Origin of the sequence: Lentzea sokolovensis (assembly GCF_033949975.1) — a bacterium.
Taxonomy (GTDB): domain Bacteria; phylum Actinomycetota; class Actinomycetes; order Mycobacteriales; family Pseudonocardiaceae; genus Lentzea; species Lentzea sokolovensis.
Genome location: NZ_JAXAVU010000004.1, coordinates 418,588 through 441,654 on the forward strand (window position 1 = coordinate 418,588; position 23,067 = coordinate 441,654).

A 23,067-nucleotide genomic window follows, 5' to 3' on the forward strand; every position below is an offset into this window, starting at 1 on the left:
CACCCCATGCATTCGTCAGCCGTAGCGGAGCGGTTTCCTCGCGGGCTCCTCCAGCACACGTGACGCGAGCCACGCTAGGCCGTCGGCGGTGCTGGCCGGGGTGCCCGTCGGCTGGACGACGTGGCTGAGCACCGTCCGGGTCATGAGGTCGATCAGCACCTCGATCTGCTCGCCCGTGAGGCCCGGCCGGTAGGACTCGACCCGCGCGGCGAGCATCGTCTTGACCTCGATCAGCAGGGTTTCGGCGTGGGTGGTCAGCAGCGGCACCAGTTCGGTGTCCGCGCCGTGCGTCGCCGAGGCGATGGCGCGGACCAGCAGGTTGTCGCGGGCCAGGTCGAGGACGTCGCGGACGGCGTCGTAGATGGCCTCGACCAGGTCGTCGGCGTGACGGTCGAACGCGGCGCCGATCACAGCGAGGAACCGGCCGAGCTCGTGGGCGAGCATGGCGTCGGCCAGGGAGTTCTTCGAGCCGATCTCGTTGTAGACGGTCTGGCGGCTGACCCCGACCTGCTCGGCGAGCCGCGTCATGGTGACCGCGGCCCAGCCGTCGCGGGCGGTCATCTCGATGGCCGCCTCGATGATCGGCTGCCGCCGGCCGGAGGTCGCCGCTGAAGTCCCGCCCATACGAGCGATCCTAGGCCGTGCCGACGCGTCCCGGCGCCACGAAGTCGATCTTCTCGCGCACGCCGCAGTCCGGGCAGCACCAGGAGTCCGGGATGTCGGACCACCGCGTTCCGGCGGGGAAGCCCTCGCGCGGGTCACCGGTCTTCTCGTCGTAGACGTAACCACAGCCCGGGCACATGCCGCCCGCGGTCGCGTCGCCACGGGTGTCGGTGACGACCTCCTCGCCGGTGTCCACGCCGCCGTAGCGGGCCAGGACCTTCGCGCGCTTGCCGGGCTGGATGTTGGCGCGGCCGATGTCGCCGCCGAAGTGGCCCTGGACCCGCGGGTCCATCACGCGCCGCCACAACGGCGGCACCAGTGCCAGCAGGATCATGCCCGCGTAGCCGGTCGGCAGCACCGGGGACTCGGCGAAGTCGCGCAGCGTCTGGTAGCGCCGGGTCGGGTTGGCGTGGTGGTCGCTGTGCCGCTGCAGGTGGTAGAGCAGGACGTTCGTGGCGATGTTGTTCGAGTTCCAGCTGTGGCTGGGATCGACCCGCTCGTACCGCCTGCGGTCCGGGGCCCCGACCTTCTGCCGCAACATCCCGTAGTGCTCCATGTAGTTCACGACCTCCAGCAGCGAGAAGCCGATCACTGCCTGGATCAGCAGGTACGGCACGATGCCCGCGCCGAGCCAGATGATCATCGCCGCCCACAGCACCGCGGACATCAGCCACGCGTTGAGCACGTCGTTGCCCAGCCGGTACGGGTGCCGGTCGCGCCGCCCGTAGCGCTTGCGTTCGAGCCGCCACGCGGACTTGACCGAACCGAACACGGTGCGCGGCCAGAACCGGTAGAAGCTCTCGCCCACCCTGCTGCTCGCCGGGTCCTCCGGGGTCGCGACCCGCACGTGGTGGCCGCGGTTGTGCTCGATGTAGAAGTGGCCGTAGAAGCTCTGCGCCAGCGCGATCTTGGACAGCCAGCGCTCGTGACTCTCCTTCTTGTGGCCCAGTTCGTGCGCCGTGTTGATGCCGATACCGCCGATGCACCCGATCGACACCGCCAGACCGATCTTGTCCACAACGGACAGATCTCCGCGCGCGATCAGCCAGAACGCCACCACGAAACCGACGTACTGGATCGGCAGGAACAGGTAGGTGATCCAGCGGTAGTAGCGGTCGTTCTCCAGCCGCTCGATCACGTCGTCGGGAGGATTGCTGCGGTCGAGGCCCGCGAAGAGGTCGATCGCCGGGACGATGACCAGCACCACGATCGGGCCGATCCAGAACCACACGCCCCAGCCCGTCGCCGCGTGCATCCCGATCGCCAGGAACGCCAGGGACGGCACGACCAGCCCCAGCAGCCACAGGTACCGCTTGCCGTCCGTCCACTGCTCGGTTGAGCCGACGGGCACCGTTGCCTTCATGTCGCTCATGCCACGCTCCTCAGGAGGTTGACAAAACGGTAGGACATGTAAAGCCGGTTTGACAAGAGGGCACTATTTGTAAACCGCGAGCAGAGTGGTGGCGCGCCTCCTGTAGGCGACGGCCGATACCGCCAGGCGTACGGGCACGCCTGGAAGCACGGCACCGAGAGCGGCGGTGATGTCGTGCACGGTCCGCAACGGCGAACTTCCGCGCCACACCACGACCTCGACGCGGATCTCGTCCTCGGAGGACAGTTCGACGCTGTGCACGGCCGGGTGGCACAGGGCGGTCTGCTCGACGAGCGACAGCCGCTCGTCCTCGGGCAACTGGCGCAGGGTCACGACATCAGGACCGCACAAGTCCCTGGTACGTCACGCTCGTTCACCGAATCGAGGTACGACACCGGTCAACCGCAGATGAGCGAGCAACGGCTGGGAGTGGCTGTGCAGGTTCGCGACGGGGTACGCCTGCATCGCGGTGCCGAAGTCGGGCAACGCCCACGTCTCGCCGGGACGGTCGCTCTCCGGCGCGAGATAGCAGTCGGGGCCGGAAAGCGTGCCCGTCCACACGTCTGGATAAGCGGCCGTGTGCGCGTGCAGGGTCATGCGCCGCCACTCGTCCCAGGCCAGGTCCGGGAAGTAGCGCGAGGCCGCCCAGATCAGTGTCATGTTGACCGAGAACCACACCTGGCCGTGCGTGCCGTCCGGAACGGGCCAGCGATGACGAGCGCCCAGCGGCGAACCGGCCCGGCACGTCTCGTCGATCGTGGTGAGCAGTGCGCGCGCTTGGTCCAAAGTGGCGGCACCGCACAGGATCGCCCACGGCTGCACCTCCAGCCACAGGTCGTGCTCGCCGACGACCTTGCCGCCAGGGCCGTGTGCGCGCCGGAACCAACGGCCGTTCCACTCCCCTGCGACCAGCGAACGGAGTGCCGCGGCGCGTTCGCGTGCCTCGGCAGCCGTCGCGTCGTCGCCCAGTCGTTCGGCGAGGTCCGCGTACAGCGGAAGCACCCAGGCGGCCATCGCCGAGTTCAGGACCGACTCGCCGCGTTCGATCATCAGCTCACGGTCCACACCGGACTCTTTGATCGCGAGGTCGTTCCAGTCGGCGTTGAGGATCCGGACGTGGCCGTGCTCTCCCACGCCCACCTCGTCCACGAAGAACCGGAACTGACGCCGCAGATTCTCGGCGAGCGAAACAGGATCGGCACCGTGACACGGGTGGTACGGCACGGGCTCGCTGAACGCGGCGAGATCACCGGTCGCGGCCGCGTACTCGGCGGCGAGCCAGAGCGCCCACAGGTTCTGGTCGGACGGGCGGAACAGTTGCGTCCACGGTTGCTTGCGGCCGTCGAGGGCGTACGGGAGGTCGCCGTCCGGGCTTCCCCAGGCACAGGTGTTGCGCAGCACCGACAGGGCGAGGTCCGGTTCGAGGTGCACCAACGGCAGGGCGTGCTGCAACGGATCCCGTGCGGCGCCGTTGAAACCGTGCCGGAACGAGTAGGCGGACCCCTGGTTCAGCGTGTGACCGCCGAGCACACCGTCGACGCAGGCAGCGCCGGTGAGCAGGGCCGCGTGCCAGGGAATCTCGGCGACGGCCTCGGGAGCGCGGCTGGACGCGCCGGACGGGAGCCGCTCGCGCAGTCCCGCCAGACTGGTCGTGTAGATCGCCGCCGGGTCGGCGGGATCGTCCAGCAGCCCGAACCGGAACCACACCGTCGTCCGCTCCCCTGGTGGCACGTCCAGCTCGCTCCTGACCACCAGTGACCCGGCGGTGGTCGCTACCCGTTCGCCGCCGAAGTTCTCCAGCGCCACCACGGGTGCGTCCGGCGGAGCATCTCCGCGCACGGGCCCGAACTCCAGATCCACGAGGCGCGGCCGCACGCCCCACTCCTCGGTCCACGACCGACGCAACGCCACATCGCCCCGGTTGAGCACGTCGACCCTGATCAACACCCACGGCACCTCGCCCTCCGGGCACAGCACCGTGCGTTCGATGTCGACGTCGCCCGAAACCACCGCCATCCGGCAGAAAGTCGGCCCGAACAGCTTCACGGAGGAGACGATCGGCAGGTCACCGAACCGCGCGACACCGGTGTGCTCGGCGATCCACCGGCACCCGAGGTGCTCGTCCCAGAGCCCGAACAGCCCGTCGCTGTCGGCGACCAGGGTGATCCGGCGGTTGCCCAGGTGCACCCGATGCGTCGACGACGGCGGGTCGATGATCGGATCCCACGGCCGAGGGCCCGCCCGGTACTCGAACGCGGGCAGGCCCTCGACTGTCGTCCACTCACCGAACGCGCTCACACGGGAGAGCGTTCCGGCACGACCACCCGGCGGGCAATCGTCCGATCAGCGCCAGAACCTGCGACGGCGCTCCGGCTCGGCGGGCTTCCCCGCCACGAACTCCCGCAGCACCTCCAGTGCCCGCGCCCAGAGCACGTCGACGTCTCCCCCGGCCGTGATCGCCGCGACCAGGCCGTGCAACGGCGCGTGGGCATCGCCCTGCCGACCGGCGATCAGGGTGCCGAGCCGGCTGGCCAGGTCGGCGAGCAGGTCGCGACGCTCCCACGAGGGCAGTGCCACGTCCTTCTCGAGGCGCTGGACCTCCAGCGCGACGATCTCCCGCAGGTCGGTGGGTTCCTGCACCGGCACGGGCATGGGCATCGGTGGCGGCACGGGCATCGACGCGGAGTCGCGCATCCGCTTCGGCGCCGCTGCCCTGGCCATCGGCGCGGCGGCCATGGGCGGCGGCGGTGCGCCGTAGCCGCCACCGGGCGCGGCACCGGCGAAGCTCGCCGACGCCACCGGCATCGCGAACCCCGGCGCCGGACGCTCCCATCCCGCGGGCTGCTCGACCGGCTGCACCACCCGGTGCACCGTCCCGTCGGACACCACCCGCTCGTCCACCGCCACGAACGCGGTGAAGCGGCACAACACCCCGAACTTCAACGAGGTCTGGACGATCGACGACTCCAGCGTCCGGTCACCGACCGCGTACCGGTCCTCCAGGTCACGCAGCGCGGCACGGGCCCACTGCGCCCGGACGGCCGGTGACGTGTGCCGCTGAACGGCCACCGTCTCCTGCCAGTCCGCGCCGTCCCTGGTCCGGCCGCGCACGCTGAACGACTCCGGCGCCGCGCCCTGGTACCGGCCGAAGGCGACCAGCGGCACGCCCGGATAGATCGCCGTGGGCTGCCGGGGCAGATCGGACGACGGCGACACCACCACGTCGGTGACGACGGGCGCGCCGATGCGCCGCTGGATGTGCGTCATCGCCTCGTCCAGCCGGTCCTCGCTCTCGACCAGTTCGCAGCGGCCCGCACCGGCGGCGGCGAGCCTGCCGAGGAAGCCCGCGTTGACGGCCGTGTCGATGCCGACGGCGTGGATCCGCGTCCGGTTGATCATCGGTGCGATGTCTCGCAGCATCTGGTCCTCGTTGCCGACCTGGCCGTCCGTGACCAGCACGAGGACGGGGTCGCGCTCCGAGGTCGCGTCGGCGAGCAGGCTCAGGCCCTGCCGCAACGGCTCGTACATCTCGGTGCCGCCGCGGGCCTGCACGACCGCCAGGTGTTCGACGGCGCGGAACCGATGCCGGTCGGTGGCCGTGACCAGCGCCGAACCGAGAGTCTCCGGCCGTTCCAGGCGGTCGTCGAAGGTGATCACCGAGAACGTGTCGTCCGCGGTCAGCGTGTCCACGATCCGGGCCGCCGCGCGCCTGGCCGCGACCATCTTCCAGCCCGACATGCTGCCGGAGCGGTCGAGCAGCAGCACGACGTCCCGCGCACGGACCGGGGCCTCGGGCTCGGGCGGCAGAACGGTCAGCTGGTAGGTGCCCTCACCGCTGTCGTCCAGGTCCGGCACGCACACGACGGCGGAGCTGTTTCCCCGGTACGCCAGGCGAAGCACGAAGTCGCGGTCGACCCACTCACCCGGCGCGACCGTCACGGTGTTGCCCTCGGCGACCACGGTGTGCAGGCTCGACCGCACCTCGCCGAGCTCCAGGCCGGCCGGGTCGATCTCCACGCCGATGCCCAGCCGCACGGGGTTCGGGAAGCCCGGCAGCAGCACGGGCGGCGTGATGCGCGACGCGTCCGGCACCACGTCGGTGTCCTGCGCGTACCCGTCACCCACCGATGGGCCCTCCAGCGGCGTGCCCGGCACGTACCTCGGTGCCACCACCAGCGGGAACCGGAACGTGGCCGCGCCGTCCTCGAACACCAGCGGCCCCACCATCGTCAGCTCGACGGTGACCCGCTCGCCGGCCGGGATGTTGCCCACGCGCATGGTGAAGACGTCGGGCCGTTCTTCCTCCACGATCGACGCTCTTCTGCCCGCGGCGATCGCGTCGTCGTACGTCTGGCGAGCCTGCGCACGTTCCTGCAGGTCGGCTTCCACGGTGCGGTCGCCGGCGGTCATCTTCATGCCGGTGACGGCGGCGCGATCCGGCAACGGGAACACATAGGTCGCTTCGAGAGCGGTGTCGTAGGTGTTCACGAATCCGGTCGTCAGCACGACGCGGCCGACGAGGCCGGTGACCGTCGCTCGCACGTCGAGCCGCTCCAGCGGCAGGTTGCCGCGTTCGGTGCGCAGCGCACCGACACCCGCGTCCTCGGTCGTCCGGCCGATGCGGTCGGCTTCGGCGGCCTTCATCGGGGCGACGGAGATGGTCATGACGGGTCCCTTTCGTTGAGCAGGCCACGGGCGGCGAGCAGGTCGAGCAGTGGGCGGGCGGCGGCGGCGATGTCGGCGCGGTCGGCGGCGGTCGGCGTCCCCGGCACCAGGACGACGGCACCTCCGCCGAGCGCCACGCCGTTGAGCGCGAACGCCTCCGGAGATGCGGGTGGAGCGGGCGGTGCGGCAACGGGTTCGGCCCAGAACCTCGGGCGAACGGCCTCCGGCTGCGGTGCGTCACCGGAGTCGAGCAGGTGTTCCGGGACGCGGGCGACGGCCGCCAGAGCCGTGTCGGTGGCGCCTGCGAGCTCCGCCTGGATGTCGGCCAGCGTCCTCCCCTGCGACTGAAGTCTCTTCACCGCCACGAGCTGGAGCAGGTGGCGCTTCTCGTACAACGCGGTGCGGCCGCGCATCGCCGATGGCCGGTCGACCAGCCCCGTCGTCGCGTACCAGCGGACGGCCCGTTTGTCGGGCACGTCCCGGACGCGGCCGTTGGGCGCGCCCGAGTACTCCGCCGTCAGCGCGGCGGAGACACGGTCCAGCAACTCGTCGAGCGTCCACACCCCTCGATACTGACACTGCAACCGTGACAGTGTCAACGTCGAAACCGATGATGTTCACGCCTGGTAGCCGGGTAGGGTCCAGCGCGTCCGCGTGCCCCTGCAAGCCCACCCCACATGAGGACGGAGAGCACGAGTGACCACGGACGAGGTCGGCACCCTGACCGACCACCGCGCCGAGTTAGGCCGGTTGAGCACCAAGAAGGCCCAGATCGTTTACGCGCTGGAGAACATGCCGCGCGGCGGCACGGTCGAGGACGTCCGGCGCTGGCTGCACAAGCAGGGCCAGGTGGTACCCACCGCTTCCCACGCCAGGACGATCGTGAACGAGTGGCGTGCCCGCAACGGCATGACCGACACGGGCGGTCACGTGCTGCTGACACCGGAACTGATCGCCGAGCTCGACAAGGCGGAGGCCACCTCCCCCGCTCCTGAACCACCCGCGGAGCCCGCGGAGCCTTCCAAGCCCGCCGGTGCCAAGGGTTTCTACGCCGTCGCGCTCATGAGCATCGGCGTCAGCGTGGACACGTCGTGGCGGTTCTTCGAGCAGCGCCTGGGCATCACCGACGTCGTGGAGCGGGTCGTCCTGTTCTCCGTGATGGAGGCAGCACTCGTCGCGTGTGGCTGGGCCATGCGCGGTGGCGTGCGCCGGGACGGCCGCCCCGGTCCTGCCCGCCTGGTGGCGTGGGCGCTGACCGCGTTCGCCGCCTTCGCGGCCTTCAGCCTGTCCGGTCCGGTCGCCGGTACCGCCCGCGTCCTGCTCGGACCGGTCCTCGGCCTGGTGATGCTGCACCTCGCGCTCGGCATCGAGATCCGCGCCTCCCGGCAGCGCACGACGACCTGGGCACGCGTGGGCCGTGAGCTCCGCGAACGCCTGTTGTCGTTGCTGGGCCTGGGCGACGACCACCGGGACGCCGCCGCGCGCACCCGTGACAAGGCCGCCCTGCGCGCCGCGAAGCTGGCACTGGCCAGCCGGTGGACGCCGCGCCGCAAAGCCCGTCTGCGCAAGGCGCTGCACGCGTCGCACGTCGCGCACGACCCCACCCAACGCGACCGGATGTTGCGGGAACTCGGTGTGCTCCAGCACGCGGACGAGCTCGCCAAGATCTCCCAGCCGTCGCCGTGGTGACTCCTGTCCTGATCTCCGACACCGGACTGGCCGCGGAGATCGCCGGCCTGATCAACCGCGTGTACGCCGAGGCGGAAAAGGGGATCTGGCAGGAGGGCAGCGCCCGGACCACCCCGGAGGAGGTGGCGGAGCTGATCGCCACCGGGCAGATCGCGGTGCTCAAGTCGGACGACCGCATCGTGGGTTCGGTGCGCGTGCACGAGATCGAGGACGGCGTCGGCGAGTTCGGGATGCTGGTCGCCGCGCCGGAAGAGCGCGGCACCGGCATCGGCCGCGACCTCGTGTCGTTCGCCGAGAACTGGGGCCGTGAGCGCGGCTACGCGGAGATGCAGCTGGAACTGCTGGTGCCGCAGGGGTGGGCGCATCCGGTCAAGGAGTTCCTGCGCGGCTGGTACACGAGGATCGGCTATCAGGTCGTGCGCAAGGACAGCCTGGAAGACGCATATCCGTTCCTGGTACCGCGCCTGGCGTGCCCGTGCGACTTCCTCGTCTTCCGTAAAGATCTCGATCCCAGTAAGTGAACTCTCAACCGGTTTGATCGAGGTGCGAGGTACCGTCCGCCTCCTAAAGCCGAGTTAGAGGAGACGAACCGTGCGTCGTCGTATGCGTGGCACCGCCGTGGCCGCGATCGCGCTGACCAGCCTCATGGTGGTGAGCGCCTGCGCGAAGGACTCCGGTGGTGGCACCACGCCCACCGCGTCCGGCAGCGCCTGCGAGTTCTCGACGCCGCCCACCGCGCCCGCCACGTCGAGCACCAGCGCCGCGAGCGGCGACAAGGTCGACGGTAGCGCGTTGAAGATCGGCCTGGCCTACGACATCGGCGGCCGCGGCGACGCGTCGTTCAACGACCTCGCCGCCCTCGGGTTCGACCAGGCGATCAAGGACATGGGCGTCAAGAAGGAGAACACCCGCGAGCTCTCCGCCGCGCCGAACGAGGACGAGGCCGCGAAGCAGACCCGCCTGCGTCAGCTCGCGTCCGAGGGCTTCAACCCGATCGTCGGCGTCGGCTTCGCGTACACCGAGTCGCTCAAGGTGGTCGCACCGGAGTTCCCGAACGTCAAGTTCGGCCTGGTCGACTCCGCGGTCGAAGGCGCCGCCAACGTGACGCCCCTGGTCTTCGCCGAGCAGGAGGGCGCGTTCCTCGCGGGCGTCGTCGCCGCCTACCAGAGCAAGAAGTGCCACGTGGGCTTCGTCGGCGGCGTGGACATCCCGCTGATCCAGAAGTTCGAGGCGGGCTACAACCAGGGCGCCCGCACCGCCGCGCCCAAGGTCAAGATCGACAAGAAGTACATCACCCCGGCCGGCGACTTCACCGGCTTCCAGGACCCGCCGAAGGGCCAGGAGGCCGCGAAGGGCCTGATCGACAAGGGCGCCGACGTCGTCTACCCGGCCGCCGGCGCGTCCGGCATCGGCGTGTTCGCCGCGGTCAAGCAGGCGGGCGTGCTCGCGATCGGCTGCGACGCCGACCAGTACAACCAGCCGACCCTCGCCGCCAACAGGGACGTCATCGTGGCGTCGAGCCTCAAGCGCGTGGACGTCGCCGTCTACGACTTCTTCCACGCGGCCGCCGCCAACAACCTCGCGTCACTGCCCAAGGTCTTCGACCTGAAGGTCAACGGCATGGGGTACGCGACGTCGGGCGGGAAGATCGACGCGAAGCTGCAGGGCATTCTCGAGGGCTACAAGAAGGACATCGTCGACGGCAAGATCAAGGTCGCGGACACGCCGTAGTGCTCACGCTGGTGGGGTTCGTCGAACCCCACCAGCCGCGCTGTGGATACGCGGGCGATATGGCCCGTCCTCTAGCCTCGCGGCGACGGGCTGGGGAGGCGGGCGTGGACAGGGCACCGGGTGTGAGCGTCCGCCTCAAACTCACCATCAGCTATGCCGGTTTCCTCGTGCTCACCGGCATCCTGCTGATGGCCGCGGTGCTCGTCTACTACACGTACTTCCTGCCCACCGGCTGGATCCTCACCCCCACCGGCGACTTCATGATCAACCGTGGGCGGCTCCTGGGCTCCTTCGCGCCGTTCATCGTCGGCGTGCTGTGCTTCCTGCTGGTGTTCGGGCTTCTGGGCGGCTGGTTCCTGGCCGGGCGCATGCTCGCGCCGCTCGACCGCATCACCGACGCCACGCGCGTCGTCGCCACCGGCTCGCTCTCGCATCGCATCGAGTTGCCTGGGCGTTCGGACGAGTTCCACGAGCTCGCGGACGCCTTCGACGCCATGCTGGGGCGGCTGGAGACGCACGTCGCCGAGCAGCAGCGGTTCGCGGCCAACGCCTCTCACGAGTTGCGCACCCCGCTGGCGGTGACTCAGACGTTGCTCGACGTGGCCCGCAAGGACCGCGACTCCGACGAGCTCGTCGAGCGGTTGCACGTCGTCAACGCGCGGGCGATCGACCTGACCGAGGCGTTGCTGTTGCTCAGCCGGGCCGATCAGCGGTCGTTCGTCAAGGAGCGGGTCGATCTGTCGCTGGTCGCCGAGGAGGCCACCGAGACGTTGCTTCCCCTGGCGGAGAAGCACGGTGTCACCATCGAGACGTCCGGCGACCTCGCTCTCGCCGTCGGCTCACCCGCGTTGTTGTTGCAGATCACGACGAACCTCGTGCACAACGCGATCGTCCACAACCTCGCCGAAAGCGGCACCGTGCGGGTCTGCACCGCGGCCGGGCCCGCGTTCGTCACGCTCACCGTGGAGAACACCGGCGAGCAGCTCACGCAGCACCTGGTGTCGACGCTGACCGAGCCGTTCCAGCGCGGCGCCGAACGCGTCCGCCGCCATCACGCGGGGGTCGGGCTCGGGCTGGCGATCGTCAAGAGCATCACCCACGCACACGACGGCACTCTCACCCTCACGCCTCGAACCGATGGCGGGCTTCGCGTCACAGTGCGATTGCCCGCACCGTGACGCGAGGCTTCAGCCGATCGGGAAGTCGAAGTAGGTGTCCGGGTAGGGCTCGTCGATCAGGGTGTAGTGCCACCACTCGCTGTCGTAGCGGTGGAACCCGCAGGCTTCCATGATCGAGCAGAGGTGCTGGCGGTTCGCCGTTTCGGCCTCGGTGATCCCGAACGCGCCGTGGTGCGAGATCGGGTCCATCAGGTCGTGGTCGCCGCCCATCGGCACGAGTTCGCCGGTGGCCAGGTGGTAGAGCGTCAGGTCGACGGTGCTGCCTCGGCTGTGGCCTGATTTCCTCGCCACATACCCCTTCTCGAACATCTCGGCCCTGGTGATGTTCGGGTGGAACCGCTCCTTGGTCCGGCCGTCCTCGGGTTGGTCCGCCCAGCGCAGGAAGCAGTCCACCGCGCGTTGCGGGCGATAGCCGTCCCACAGCAGCAGGCCGAAGCCGAGCGACTCGGCCTTCTCGTGCGCCTTCTCCAGCGCGGCGGTCAGGGCGCGCGTGCCCACGACGCGGTTGACGAGGTAGCCGTCGACGGGCTTGCCGGTGAAGTTGTCCCACGTGGCGTACTTGGCGTCCCAGCGGATTCCGGGCGCGCACTCGTCCACGAAGACGAAGTCCGGGTTCACTGGAACCTTCCCGTCAGCGCCAGCGACACCAGCCGGTCGATCACGTCCCCGAGCGACAGGCCCGCGGCCGCCATCATCCTCGGGTAGCGGCTGTAGGAGGTGAGGCCGGGCATGGTGTTGACCTCGTTGAGGACCACTTTTCCTTCCGGCGTCAGGAACATGTCGACTCGCGCCAGGCCGGAGCAGCCCAGTGCGCGGTAGACGACCTTCGCCGTCTCCTGGACGAGTGCGCGCGACTCCGCGGAAATGTCCGCGGGCACGATGAACGCCGAGTTCTCCGAGCCCGTTTCGGGCGTGCTCTCCTGGTGGATGCGGAAGAAGCCGTGGGTCAGCGCGACCCGGTCCAGTTCGCCGGCGACCAGGTCCAGGTCGTTGCCCAGGATCGAACAGCCGATCTCACTGCCGGCCACGGCCTCCTCGATCAGCACCTTCGAGTCGTACTGCCGGGCGACCTCCACCGCGACCGCCAGTTCGTCCTCCGCGGACACCTTGGTGACGCCGAAGGACGACCCGGAGCGGGCCGGTTTGACGAACACCGGGTAGGCGAGCTCGCCGGGTTCGATCTTCTCGTCCGGCGTCGCGGTCCAGAAGTTCGGCGTCGCGACCCCGGCACTCCTGGCGACGACGTACGTGAGGGACTTGTCCATGCACAGCGCGGAACTCTGGACGTCGCACCCGATGTACGGCACGCCCGACAGCTCCAGCAGGCCCTGCATCGCACCGTCCTCCCCCAGCCTGCCGTGCAGCACGGGAAACACCACGTCCAGGCCGATCGACTCGAACCGGTCCTCGTCGAGGACGAGCAGTCCGCCAGCGGAGAGCACGACCGGGCGGCCGTCCGTCGCGTCCGGGCCGTCGCACAGCCTCCAGTCGCCGCCACGCGTGATCTTGATCCAGAACGGGTCGTACTTCGCGGTGTCGAGGCTCCCCGCGACCTCCCGCGCGGACTTCACCGAGACGGGATGTTCCTCGAACGACCCGCCGAAGATGATTCCGATCTTCACCTTGGTCATGCTCTTCCCCCGAAGTTCAGGCAGTTGATGAGACTGTTCTCCACGGTGTCGCTCAGCGCGTGGTCCGTGTAATAGGCCGTGTGCGGACTGATGAGCACGTTCGGCATTTCTTGCAACCGCAACAGCGGTTCACCGTCGATCTCGCGGGCACGGCAGTCGGTGTAGAAGATTCCCTCTTCACCTTCCACGACGTCCAATGCCGCGCCACCCAGGCTGCCGCTTTCCAACGCCTCGACCAGCGCTTTGGTGTCGATCAGCGGGCCGCGTCCGGTGTTGATGACGACCGCGCCGCGTTTCATCAACCCGATTCGGTCGCGATCGAGGAGGTGATGGGTTTCCGCGTTCAGCGGCGTGTGCAACGTGACGATGTCGCACAGCCGCAGCAGTTCGTCCAGCGGCACGTAGTCGGCGGAGTTGCGCGGCCTGCTGTCGTGGGCCAGCACGCCGCAACCGAAGCCGCGCAACCGGTCCAGGACCGCCACACCGATGCGCCCGGTGCCGATCACCCCGACGGTCAGGTCGCGCAGTTCCTTGCCCCGCACGGCCTGAAGCCGGTAATCGCGCAGGTCAGCACGCCTGAGGACGGACTTCATGTCGCGAAGGACCATCAGCATCAACATCAACGTGTAGTCGGCGACGCTGTCGGGTGAGTAAGCGATGTTCCCGACGGTGATGCCCACGCTCTCGGCGTACTCCACGTCGATGTGGTCGAAGCCGACGCTTCTGGTGGAGATGTAGCGGACGCCCACGCGGCCGAGCGCCGAAAGAGTGGCGTGAGTGATGCGGGTTTTGTGGCCGACGCTGACGCACTGGTTTCCGCGCGCCAGTTCAGCATTGGACTCGGATACCGCGTCTTCGACGATGGTCGGTGTCACGCCGCAGCGGGGTGCCATTTTTCGAAACAGGACGGCCTCGTCCCGCCCGCACCCGTAAATCGTGATGCCCGTTGCCATGCGCCTCAGTCAAGACGGCACGGCGTTGCCAGTCCGTATGCGGTTTTCGATATACAGGCGATATGGCGCTATTCGGCTTTGGTCACCATCAGACCGATCGCGGCCGGCAACTCGACGCGCAACTGGGCGACGTTGTCCGCGTTGCCCGCCAGGTGGTTCAGCAGTGCCCGCTGGAAGATGCCGTCGAGCGTCACGTAGATCATGGTGGGCGAGACGGCGACCGCGCCACCGACCAGTTCGGCGTAGCGGCTGACCACGCGCCACACCATGTCCTCGCGGTGGCCGTCGATCTCCAGCACGTCCGCGCGGAACGACTCGTCGAACAGGCTCTGGTTGCGCAGGTCGTACCAGAGGCGGTGCAGCGTCGCGTCCTGGCCGAGGGTGTCGAAGAACATCGCCACGAACTCGTCTCGCAGCTGGTCCGCCGTCGCGGAGGTGGCCACGACCTCGTCGTAGCGCGTCACGCAGACGACCTCGTACTGGCGGACGGCCTCGGTGATCAGGTCGCGCTTGTCCGCGAAGTAGTAGTGCAGGACGCCGTGGGAGAACTCGGAGTTCTGCGCGATCTCCCGCAGGCTCGTCCGCGCGTACCCGAGCTCGGCCAGGGTGTGCAGGGTCGCCACGGCGAGCTCAGTCCGCCGGGCGTCGAACTTGTCGACCTGCCGGCGGGTGATGCGGTCCTGCTTGCGCGAAGCGACATCCGTCACGCCTCGGATCCTAACGCTCACTGCGACAAACATTGACCATTCGTCCAAAAAATCTTGGACAGTCGTCAAAGAAAAACTTGACGACTGTCAAGGAAAAGCTAGGGTGTGAGCCATCTCACCGAGGAGGCGACTCAATGACGAGTTATCAGCTGAGCGGACGAAAAGCGCTGGTCACCGGGGGTGCGCGAGGACTGGGCGCGGGCATGGCCCAGGCCCTGGCGCAGGCCGGCGCGGCGGTTCTGATCGGCGACGTCCTGGAGGGAGAGGGCAAGCAGACCGCCCAGGCGTTGCGTGACTCGGGCGCGACGGCGGAGTTCGTTCCGCTGGACGTCACCGACGACGCGAGCTGGGCCTCGGCGGTGAGCACGGCGGTCGACGCGATCGGCGGCCTCGACATCCTCGTGAACAACGCGGGCATCGAGATCACCAGCCTGATCACCGAGCTCGACCCCGCCGACGTCCGCAAGATGCTCGACGTGAACGTCCTGGGCACCGCCCTCGGCATGAAGCACGGCCTGCGCGCGATGCGTCCCGGTGGCGCGGCGGGCAACGGCGGCTCGATCATCAGCGTCGCGTCCGTCGCGGCGACCATCGCCTTCCCCGGCATCAGCGTCTACTCGGCGACCAAGTCCGCCATCGACCGGCTGACCAGGGTCGCGGCCGCGGAGTCCGGCAAGCTCGGCTACGGCGTGCGCGTCAACTGCATCTACCCCGGCCTCACGCCCACCGCCATGGGCAACCAGCTGGCCGTCGACTGCGCCCAGCTGGGCCTGTTCCCGTCGGTCGAGGCCGCCGTCGGCGCGGTCATCGAGCTCACCCCGCTCGGCCGCCTCGGACAGGTCGACGACATGGCCGACGCCGTGGTGTTCCTCGCGTCCGACGCGTCCAAGTTCATCACCGGAGCGGGTCTTCCGGTCGACGGCGGAATGGGGATGTGACGCGATGCCCACGGACAAGCCTGTCGTCGTCTACGGAGCCTCCGGCTACACCGGACGCCTGATCTGCGAATACCTGCGCGAGTACGGGATCCCGTTCCTCGCCGCCGGTCGCGATGGCAAGAGGGTCAAGGAGACCGTCGACGCCGTGCCCGGTATCGACACGGTCTCCTACGACGTCGTGGAGGTCGAGCACACCGAGGCGGCGCTCACCGAGGCGTTCACCGGTGCCAAGGTCGTGCTCAACACCGTCGGCCCCTTCTCCCGCTACGGCCACGAAGCGGTGCAGGCGAGCCTGAACGTCGGCGCGCACTACACCGACACCAACGGCGAGCAGGACTGGATGATCGACACCGACGCCCAGTACGGTGCCGAGTTCGCGAAGCAGGGCCTGTTGCTCTCCCCCGGCATCGCGCAGATGTACACGGTCGGCGAGATCGCCGCGCAGATCTGCCTGGAGCAGCCCGGACTGGACACTTTGGACATCGGGGTGTTCTGGAAGGGTTATCCCACCGTCGCTTCCACCAACACCATCCTGACGAACGCCGCGTTCTCGAAGGCCTTCTACCTGGAGCAGAACGAGTACGTCGAATGGCCCGCCGACGCCGGTCTCTACGAGCTCGTCGTGCCGGGCCAGCACGAACTGGGCCTGGCGCTGCCGTGGGGCGGAACGGCTCATCCGGTGTGGTTCAAGAGGGATCCGCGGGTGGCGTCGGTGCGCGCGCTCGGCGGTGTGTTCAACCGGCCGTTGATGCAGGGTGTGCCGCAGATCGTGGCGGCGGCGCTGGAGCAGATGGAAGGCAAGTCGGACAAGGAGAAGTACGAGATCGTCGACGCGTTCTCCGCGCAGGTGCGCAGTGAGATGCCGCCGCGCGAGAACCCGCGGATCAACATCTCGCTGGACTCCGTGCACGCCTCGGGTCCGCTGGGCCGCGCGCACTGCGTGATCCACGGCAACTGCAACTACAAGCAGACGGCGTTGTTGAACGTGCACGCCGCTGTGCACCTGTTGCAGGACGCGCCTCGCCGCGTCGGGTTCGCGTCCGGCTGCCAGGCGTTCGGGCACCGGGAACTGCTGGGCGCGCTGCGGTCGTTCGGCCTGGTGCTCGACCCGATCGTCGAAGTGCACCGCTGATGCGCCTCTGCGACTACCTGGACAAGGGCGCGTCGCTCGGGGGCGACGCGCCCTGCCTGACCATCGGCGGGGTCTCGCAGAGCTATGCCGAGGTGCGGCAACGCTCCCGCGCCATCGCGGGAGCGTTGCAGGGCAGCGGAATCGGGCTCGGCGACCGGGTCGCCGTGCTGAGCGCGAACGATCCGCTCGCGCTCACCTGCGTGTTCGGCATCTCGCGGGCCGGCGCGGTGTGGTGCCCGGTCAACCCCCGCAACGAGGCGGCGGAGAACCGCGAGCTGCTCGACCTGTTCGGGTGCCGGTGCCTGTTCTTCCAGGCGAAGTTCGCGCCTCTCGTCGACCGCATCCGCGGCGATCTGCCCGCGCTGGCCACGCTGGTGTGCCTGGACGGCGAGGTGGAGGGCGCGATCACGTTCGCCGACTGGCTTTCGGAACACGGACGTGAGCCGGAACCGGTGACGGTGGCCGACGACGATCTCTGCGTGCTGGCGGGCACCGGCGGCACGACCGGGCGACCCAAGGGTGTGCGGCTGACCGGCCACAACCTGGAGACCGCTACCGCGCTGACGTTGATGAGCTACCCGTTCAGCGCCCGGCCGCGTTACCTCGCGCTCGCCCCGCTCACGCACTCGGCGGGCGTGCTCACGTTCCCGATCATGTCGCTGGGCGGCGAGACGGTGATCATGCCCGCGCCGGACCTCGGCGAGTTCCTGCGGCTGATCGAGCACCACCGGATCACGCACGCGTTCCTGCCGCCGACCGTGATCTACGGCCTGCTCGACCACCCCGCCCTGGACTCGACGGAACTCGGTTCGCTGCAGTGCCTCTGGTACGGCGCCGCGCCGATGTCACCGGTGCGGCTCACCGAGGCGCTGCACCGGATCGGGCCCGTGATGGGACAGCTGTTCGGCCAGACCGAGGCGCCGAACATGATCGCCACGCTGGCCCCGGCCGACCACTTCCTGCCGGACGGGTCGATCGCGGTCGACCGGTTGTCGTCGGCGGGCAGGCCCACGCCGTTGACGCAGGTCGCGATCATGGCCGCGGACGGCACGCTGCTGCCGCCGGGTGAACGCGGCGAGATCGTCGTGCGCGGGCCGTTGGTGATGGCCGGGTATCACGAGAACCCGGCGGCCACGGCCGAGGTGAGCGCCTTCGGCTGGCACCACACCGGTGACATCGGCTACCTCGACGCGGACAACTACCTGTTCATCGTCGACCGCGCCAAGGACGTGATCATCACCGGCGGGTTCAACGTGTACTCGGCCGAGGTCGAGCAGGCGTTGCGGGCACATCCGGCGGTCCAGGACAGCGCGGTGGTCGGACTGCCCGACGCCAAGTGGGGCGAGCGGGTGACCGCCGTGGTGCAGCTGCGGGTCTCCGGTCAGGCCGACCCCGACGCGTTGATCGCGTTCGTGAAGGACCAGCTGGGCAGCGTGAAGGCGCCCAAGCAGGTGGAGATCTGGCCGGACCTGCCGCGGTCGAAGGTGGGCAAGGTGCTCAAGGCCGAGATCAGGCAACGGCTCGCCGCCGGGCCGTGAGTTCGGCGAGGTCAGGCGCTGCGCGTCTCGGGTGATCGACAGGTAGCGTTCAGGTCGTGGAACCTGTTGCGCTGCCGTTGGGACGTCCCCGGGAAGAGCGGGCCGATGCCGCGCGCAACCGTGCCCATCTGATCGAGGTCGCCCGCGAGATGGTCACGGAACTGGGCGTGGACAAGGTCACGATGGACGGGCTCGCCGAACGCGCCGGGCTGGGCAAGGGCACCGTGTTCCGGCGCTTCCGCACCCGTGCGGGCATCTTCCACACCCTGCTGGACGAGGAGGAGAAGCTCTTCCAGGAACGGGTGATGACCGGGCCGCCGCCGCTGGGTCCCGGTGCGCCGGCGGCCGAGCGGCTCGCGGCGTTCGGCCGCGCGCGGCTCGAGTTCCTGATCGAACACACCGCCCTGGCACGTGCCTCGCTGGACCCCGGCCAGCCCGTCCCCGCCGGGGACAGCCCCTCGCTGTTCCACGTCCACATGCTTCTGAGCGAGGCATGTCCCGACGACGCCGCGAGCGGCACCCTCGCCCTTCAGCTCGTCGCCGCGCTGGAAGGGCCGATCCTGCTTTACCTGCGGGCGCAGGACGGCGACGCGCCCGACCCGGAAGCCGTGGTGCACAACCTGATCACCAGCTGGCAGGTCCTGGTCGAGCGCGTCTGCGGCTAGCGGGCCCGCACGGTGAAGCGGTCGATCGTCAGCGCGCCCGCGTCCAGCCGCAGGCCGAGAGCCGGTGCCCACCCCGCGACGACCGAGGGATCCACGGCGGTCCCGATCGGGGCGGAGCGCAGCAGCGTCCATCGGCTCGCGTGCTCCTGCCAGCTGGTCAGCTGACCGTTCTCGACCACCACCGCGAGCCGGTCGCCCGGCGCCCAGGTCAGGCTCGCGCAGCACCCGCCGGTCGCCTCGTCGCCTCGGCGGACGCCGTCCACGGTCACGTCGACGCCCGAGGCCTTGCCCGCGTTGTTGAACCAGGCCAGGGCGAAGTCGCGGGTGCCGGCGGTCTGGCCGAGGAACAGGCTGTCCTCGGGTGCCGAGCCCGCGAACGACCGAGGTTCGACGACGACGGCGGTCCCGCGGGCGTTCCCGGTCACCGGCGCGGCCAGCACTGCACCGGCGCGACCACCGGCTGAGGCGGTCAGCACGCCGTCCGCGACCTTCAACGTCGGCGGCGGTTCGCCGAACGGGCCGTCCACCCGGTAGGAGGCCACGCTGGAGTCGAACGCGTCGTCCCACACGACGGTGCCGTAGTCGGCAGGGTCGAACACGGTCTGCGCCGAACTCACCGAGGACGTCGCGCCGCCAGAGCCGGAAGCCGTTGCCAGCAAACGAATCGGCGCACGCTCACCCAGTCGCAGGCCCGCCGGTGCCGTGACGCGCCACCGGGTCACGAGGCTCCGGCCCGGCGCGAGCTGCGCGGCGTAAGCCGAACTGAGCGGCACCGCGTTCCACCCGGCAGGCACGGCGAGAGACGCCCGGACGCCGCGCAACGGTTGCTGCGCCTGCAAAGTCGTCGTTGTCTCGACCCCGCCGGCACGGACGGCGAGATCATCCGGCAGTGAAGCGCGCAGACCACGGACGGCCGAGCGCCACGACGAGAACGACGTGATGCCCACAGCTCCGCCATCGGCGCGACGCGGCAGGATCCGCACCCGGCTGGTGGTCAGCGCCGGTTGCACCAGGACGCGATTGACCTGACGCGCCACCGGTTGCGCGGGAGTTCTTCGCTGGCCCGGAACGTCGCGCCATTGGCCGTCCCAGTACTGCAGGTCGAACGTCGTCGGCACCCGCACTCCCCCGCCATCGTCGTAGAACACGACGCGCAGGTCGGAGATCTGGGTCGGCGCGCCGAGGTCGACCTCCAGCCAGTCCGCGGAGTTCGGGCTGCCGTACGACGTCCAGCGCGTGCCGGGCACGTCGAGGTGGAAGTCCTGGCCGTCGATCGCCTTCGTGGGCGGGTCGGCGCTGTAGTTGTAGGACGCACGCGCGGTGGGAAACCCGGACTGGCTGACGTTCGCGAAGTCGTCGACCAGTTCTGGCACGTCCCCCGAGGTACGCGCCGGGATGGTCAAGCGCACCGCCGCCAGACCGGCCTGGGTGTGGGTGAGCCTGCCGTCGACCCAGACGCGCAGACCGGCGCCCTTGCCGTAGCGGCTGCCGTCCCTGTCCCACAGCACGGTGAGGTTGTGGCCGTGGTACGGCACGTTCTCGACGGCGAAGTGGTTCCAGGAGTCCGGGACCAGCGGCGCGATCGACACCGTGTTGCCGAGCTGCGGCCGGATGCCGAGCAGCCCGGAGAGCACGTTGTCGTTGAAGGTCGAGTGGTTGTAGTCCTCGCTGTGGTCCTTGCCGTCGTACAGCCAGCGGTTCTCGTCGGGGTGGTGCGCCTCGGCGACGTACGGCTCGCCGTTCTTGCGCTGGGTCAGGGCATAACCGCGCAGCACGGCGAGGTAGTCGTCGCGGTCGACGTAGGGCTGGCTCGGGTAGTCGATCAGCAGGTTCGCCAGCGCGGTCAGGGTCTGGCTGGTGGCGAACGGCCAGCTGGGGCCGTTCCAGCGGCAGCACCCGTTCAGCGCGTCGCGCATGAACCACGGGCTGCGGCGCTCGGCGGTGGTCGGGCCGTAGGGAGACGCGAACCCCTGCGGATCGGTCAGCTGTGCCCAGGCCGCGCTGTTCGCGGCCGGTGGCATGTGGAAGTACCACGGCACGAAGCCGATCTCCTCGCGGTCGGCGAGCTTCGTGCGGCCGGGGTTGTTGTCGCGCATGACGTGCTTGTAGAACTTGCCCGCGTCGTCCCAGAGCCACCGCTCCTGGTTCGCGCGCAACGCGTCGGCGGCCTGGTCGAACGGACGCGCGCCCGCGGCGTCACCCCGTGCCCTGAACAGCTGCGCGATCGCCCGTGCGTCGCCGTACTGGTAGGCGTTGAGGGTCGGCCGGAAGCCGTCGCCGCCGTGGTAGGGATCGGGGCTCTGGTATGAGCTGGCCGTGTACTCCATCGCGTCCCACACCGGCGTCTGCCAGTAGAGCCCGAGGTCCTGGTTGAGTTGCGGCGACCAGCGCTGCCACTGCCGGACCAGCTCGGGCAGCCGGTCGGTGGCGAACCGGGAGCGGCCGTCGACCGCGGCACGGGCGGCCACGGCGTCGGCGGCCCAGAACGAGTACTGGTGGGCCCAGTCGGTGGTGTTCTTGTTCAGGAAGTCGGTCGCGGGCTTGGGACCGGCGCCCGACCCGCGCAGCCAGTAGTCGACGTAGTCGTCCAGGTAGCGGTGATCACGCAGCCAGCGGCCCTCGTAGACGTGATGGCCCGCCGCGGCGACGATTCCGCCGTTCGGCGCCGAGTAGCCGACCGGGCCGAGGAACTCCGAGATGATCCAGCCGTCTTTCGGGCCGGTGTACTTGAGCGCCTCGCGGTAGGTCCGCCAGCGGTAGTAGTAGGTGTCGCGGATCTCCCGGTCGGGGAGGTCCACGAACGGGATGTTCGCCTCGTACCAGGCCGGCTCCGGGACGTTGCCCAGCAGCTCGGAGTGGTTGAGGAAGGTCGTCCCCGCGCCCACGGCCGGGTACAGGTCGGGCGCCACAGCGCGGTCTTGCCGCGCCACCGCCGGCAGGGTCGAGATCGATAACGCAGCCACCACGAGCATCGTCATTGACACGCGCATGGGCCCATTGAAGTGGGAGCGCTCTCAACGCGCAAGACTCAACGCAGTCCGACATACCTCCACAGGATCTCGAACATCGGCGATCGTCGCCGCCGCGAGAGCTGCCGCCGCGGCGAACCCGGGGTCGCCCAGCACGCGCGTCACCGCGTCCCTCAGCCCGTCCACGGTGGACGGCCGGACGATCACCCCGCTACCCTGCCGCGCGACCCGGCAGGCCATCTCCCACTGGTCGCCACCACCGGGCACGACCACGACGGGAACCCCGGCCCGCAACGCCTTGACCAGCATTCCGTGCCCGCCACCGCACACCAGCACCGCGGCCTGGCGCAGCAGTTCGTCCTGCTTGCCCGGCCCCGACCGCACCCACCCCGGCAGATCGGCAGGAGCCGGCGCGAACGTGGACACCACCGCCCGGACATTCATGTCCCGCAACGCTTCCAGGGTCATCTCGGCCATGCTCTCCGCCCCGGTCCAGGCCGTGGACGGAGCCACCATCACGAGCGGGGCATCGCCGGGCGGCGGGGTCAGCGTCGCCCGGCTCGCCTCCCAGAGCAGTGGCCCGACGACGTGGGCGTCGCGCGGCCAGTCCGGGCGCGGCACCTCCAGCGCGGGCAGTGTCGCGATCAACCGCGCGGCCGGGCCGGGCTCCTTCGCGGTGAGGCCGATCCGTTGCCGCACAACGGCTCGCTGCCGTTCACCCTGGCGCAGCGACCTGGCCGTCATCGCCCGCAGCACCGCGTCCCGAAGCTTGCCGCGCACGCCGGTTCCGGCCGCCAGTCCGCTGCCCATCGGCGGCAGCCACTTCGACGGTTCGTAGAGCGGGTGCGGCGACAACTGCACCCACGGCACGCCGAGCAGTTCCGCGGCCATGCTCGCGCCCAGGGCTAGAACATCGCAGACCACCAGGTCGGGTTCCAGCTCAGCGAGTTGCGGGGCGAGTGCCGACGCCAGCACCGCGGCCTGATCGTGCAGCGCGCGCCCGAGATCCGGCACGTCCCGCAGGTCGTCGAGCGACAGGCCTGGGACCCGGGACGCCGTGATCCCCTCGGCCGCGGCGGGCTCGACCCAGCGGTCGCCGGTGAGCAGGATCGGGGTGTCCCCGGCCTCCGTGAACCGCAGGCACAACGCGATGGCCGGCACCACATGACCGGGATCGCCCCCGGAGACCACGACGACTCGCACGGGGCAGATCCTGCCCTGTTCGCGCTGGTGTTG

The 23,067-nt window shown here is 69.6% G+C and carries 20 protein-coding genes; 8 read left to right on the plus strand and 12 right to left on the minus strand.

The window, feature by feature from the left end; all coding sequences use genetic code 11:
* Positions 1-15 precede the first annotated feature (15 nt).
* From SK854_RS07455 to SK854_RS07480, 6 genes are all read right to left on the minus strand, one after another.
* Complete coding sequence (locus tag SK854_RS07455) at positions 16-624, minus strand: TetR/AcrR family transcriptional regulator (RefSeq protein WP_319974252.1); 609 nt, start codon at positions 622-624, stop codon at positions 16-18.
* A gap of 10 nt (positions 625-634) precedes the next feature.
* A complete protein-coding gene (locus SK854_RS07460; protein ID WP_319974253.1) occupies positions 635-2,035 on the minus strand; it encodes a fatty acid desaturase in 1,401 nt (466 codons plus the stop codon).
* A 63-nt stretch (positions 2,036-2,098) separates the two neighbouring features.
* Positions 2,099-2,368 (minus strand): hypothetical protein, encoded by a 270-nt coding sequence (locus tag SK854_RS07465; RefSeq protein ID WP_319974254.1) that lies wholly within the window; start codon positions 2,366-2,368, stop codon positions 2,099-2,101.
* Between the two features lie 30 nt (positions 2,369-2,398).
* Positions 2,399-4,333 (minus strand): GH36-type glycosyl hydrolase domain-containing protein, encoded by a 1,935-nt coding sequence (locus tag SK854_RS07470; protein WP_319974255.1) that lies wholly within the window; start codon positions 4,331-4,333, stop codon positions 2,399-2,401.
* Positions 4,334-4,378: 45 nt separating this feature from the next.
* The gene (locus SK854_RS07475; RefSeq protein WP_319974256.1) at positions 4,379-6,700 is read right to left on the minus strand and encodes a VIT domain-containing protein; all 2,322 of its coding nucleotides are present in this window, start codon (positions 6,698-6,700) and stop codon (positions 4,379-4,381) included.
* A complete protein-coding gene (locus SK854_RS07480; protein ID WP_319974257.1) occupies positions 6,697-7,263 on the minus strand; it encodes a MerR family transcriptional regulator in 567 nt (188 codons plus the stop codon). The genes SK854_RS07475 and SK854_RS07480 overlap by 4 nt, the downstream gene beginning before the upstream one ends.
* Positions 7,264-7,396: 133 nt before the next feature.
* Between SK854_RS07480 and SK854_RS07485 the strand changes: the two genes are divergently transcribed.
* The 4 genes from SK854_RS07485 to SK854_RS07500 all read left to right on the plus strand — a co-directional run bounded on the left by SK854_RS07485 (position 7,397) and on the right by SK854_RS07500 (position 11,298).
* A complete protein-coding gene (locus tag SK854_RS07485) occupies positions 7,397-8,389 on the plus strand; it encodes a hypothetical protein (RefSeq protein WP_319974258.1) in 993 nt (330 codons plus the stop codon).
* On the plus strand, positions 8,386-8,910 hold the full coding sequence (locus SK854_RS07490; RefSeq protein ID WP_319974259.1) for a GNAT family N-acetyltransferase: 525 nt from the start codon (positions 8,386-8,388) through the stop codon (positions 8,908-8,910). The genes SK854_RS07485 and SK854_RS07490 overlap by 4 nt, the downstream gene beginning before the upstream one ends.
* A gap of 82 nt (positions 8,911-8,992) precedes the next feature.
* Positions 8,993-10,120, plus strand: coding sequence for a BMP family lipoprotein (locus SK854_RS07495; protein ID WP_319974890.1), 1,128 nt, complete (start codon positions 8,993-8,995; stop codon positions 10,118-10,120).
* A gap of 122 nt (positions 10,121-10,242) precedes the next feature.
* Positions 10,243-11,298: a sensor histidine kinase gene (locus SK854_RS07500; protein WP_455032260.1), complete on the plus strand. Its 1,056-nt coding sequence runs from the start codon at positions 10,243-10,245 to the stop codon at positions 11,296-11,298.
* Between the two features lie 9 nt (positions 11,299-11,307).
* Here the strand turns inward: SK854_RS07500 and vanX are convergent, their stop codons facing one another.
* The 4 genes from vanX to SK854_RS07520 all read right to left on the minus strand — a co-directional run bounded on the left by vanX (position 11,308) and on the right by SK854_RS07520 (position 14,589).
* A complete protein-coding gene (gene vanX, locus SK854_RS07505; protein ID WP_319974261.1) occupies positions 11,308-11,916 on the minus strand; it encodes a D-Ala-D-Ala dipeptidase VanX in 609 nt (202 codons plus the stop codon).
* Entirely contained in the window at positions 11,913-12,929 is a 1,017-nt protein-coding gene (locus SK854_RS07510; RefSeq protein ID WP_319974262.1) for a D-alanine--D-alanine ligase family protein, read from the minus strand. The genes vanX and SK854_RS07510 overlap by 4 nt, the downstream gene beginning before the upstream one ends.
* Positions 12,926-13,882, minus strand: coding sequence for a D-isomer specific 2-hydroxyacid dehydrogenase family protein (locus tag SK854_RS07515; RefSeq protein WP_319974263.1), 957 nt, complete (start codon positions 13,880-13,882; stop codon positions 12,926-12,928). The genes SK854_RS07510 and SK854_RS07515 overlap by 4 nt, the downstream gene beginning before the upstream one ends.
* A 68-nt stretch (positions 13,883-13,950) precedes the next feature.
* Positions 13,951-14,589, minus strand: a complete 639-nt coding sequence (locus SK854_RS07520) for a TetR/AcrR family transcriptional regulator (protein ID WP_319974264.1) — start codon at positions 14,587-14,589, stop codon at positions 13,951-13,953.
* Positions 14,590-14,723: 134 nt separating this feature from the next.
* On the opposite strand from SK854_RS07520, the gene SK854_RS07525 reads away from it, so the two are divergent.
* The 4 genes from SK854_RS07525 to SK854_RS07540 are packed head-to-tail and all read left to right on the plus strand — an operon-like array spanning position 14,724 to position 18,862.
* A complete protein-coding gene (locus SK854_RS07525) occupies positions 14,724-15,527 on the plus strand; it encodes an SDR family NAD(P)-dependent oxidoreductase (protein WP_319974265.1) in 804 nt (267 codons plus the stop codon).
* 4 nt (positions 15,528-15,531) lie between these two features.
* Positions 15,532-16,659, plus strand: coding sequence for a DUF5938 domain-containing protein (locus SK854_RS07530; protein ID WP_319974266.1), 1,128 nt, complete (start codon positions 15,532-15,534; stop codon positions 16,657-16,659).
* Positions 16,659-18,197, plus strand: coding sequence for an acyl-CoA synthetase (locus SK854_RS07535; protein ID WP_319974267.1), 1,539 nt, complete (start codon positions 16,659-16,661; stop codon positions 18,195-18,197). The genes SK854_RS07530 and SK854_RS07535 overlap by 1 nt, the downstream gene beginning before the upstream one ends.
* 56 nt (positions 18,198-18,253) lie before the next feature.
* Positions 18,254-18,862 carry a TetR/AcrR family transcriptional regulator gene (locus SK854_RS07540; RefSeq protein WP_319974268.1) on the plus strand — a complete coding sequence of 203 codons (609 nt, stop codon included), beginning with the start codon at positions 18,254-18,256 and terminating at the stop codon, positions 18,860-18,862.
* Here the strand turns inward: SK854_RS07540 and SK854_RS07545 are convergent.
* Positions 18,859-21,834, minus strand: a complete 2,976-nt coding sequence (locus tag SK854_RS07545) for an MGH1-like glycoside hydrolase domain-containing protein (RefSeq protein ID WP_406601750.1) — start codon at positions 21,832-21,834, stop codon at positions 18,859-18,861. The two genes, SK854_RS07540 and SK854_RS07545, sit on opposite strands and share 4 nt — an antisense overlap.
* A gap of 42 nt (positions 21,835-21,876) precedes the next feature.
* Entirely contained in the window at positions 21,877-23,034 is a 1,158-nt protein-coding gene (locus SK854_RS07550; RefSeq protein ID WP_319974270.1) for a glycosyltransferase, read from the minus strand.
* Positions 23,035-23,067 lie beyond the last annotated feature (33 nt).

Bases quoted from the DNA above. Each gene is read 5' to 3' on its own strand.
- SK854_RS07535 (WP_319974267.1), top strand. From the start codon at position 16,659: ATGCGCCTCTGCGACTACCTGGACAAGGGCGCGTCGCTCGGGGGCGAC.
- SK854_RS07525 (WP_319974265.1), top strand. From the start codon at position 14,724: ATGACGAGTTATCAGCTGAGCGGACGAAAAGCGCTGGTCACCGGGGGT.
- SK854_RS07460 (WP_319974253.1), bottom strand. From the start codon at position 2,035: ATGAGCGACATGAAGGCAACGGTGCCCGTCGGCTCAACCGAGCAGTGG.
- SK854_RS07475 (WP_319974256.1), bottom strand. From the start codon at position 6,700: ATGACCATCTCCGTCGCCCCGATGAAGGCCGCCGAAGCCGACCGCATC.
- SK854_RS07515 (WP_319974263.1), bottom strand. From the start codon at position 13,882: ATGGCAACGGGCATCACGATTTACGGGTGCGGGCGGGACGAGGCCGTC.
- SK854_RS07530 (WP_319974266.1), top strand. From the start codon at position 15,532: ATGCCCACGGACAAGCCTGTCGTCGTCTACGGAGCCTCCGGCTACACC.
- SK854_RS07510 (WP_319974262.1), bottom strand. From the start codon at position 12,929: ATGACCAAGGTGAAGATCGGAATCATCTTCGGCGGGTCGTTCGAGGAA.
- SK854_RS07455 (WP_319974252.1), bottom strand. From the start codon at position 624: ATGGGCGGGACTTCAGCGGCGACCTCCGGCCGGCGGCAGCCGATCATC.
- SK854_RS07495 (WP_319974890.1), top strand. From the start codon at position 8,993: ATGCGTGGCACCGCCGTGGCCGCGATCGCGCTGACCAGCCTCATGGTG.
- SK854_RS07545 (WP_406601750.1), bottom strand. From the start codon at position 21,834: ATGCTCGTGGTGGCTGCGTTATCGATCTCGACCCTGCCGGCGGTGGCG.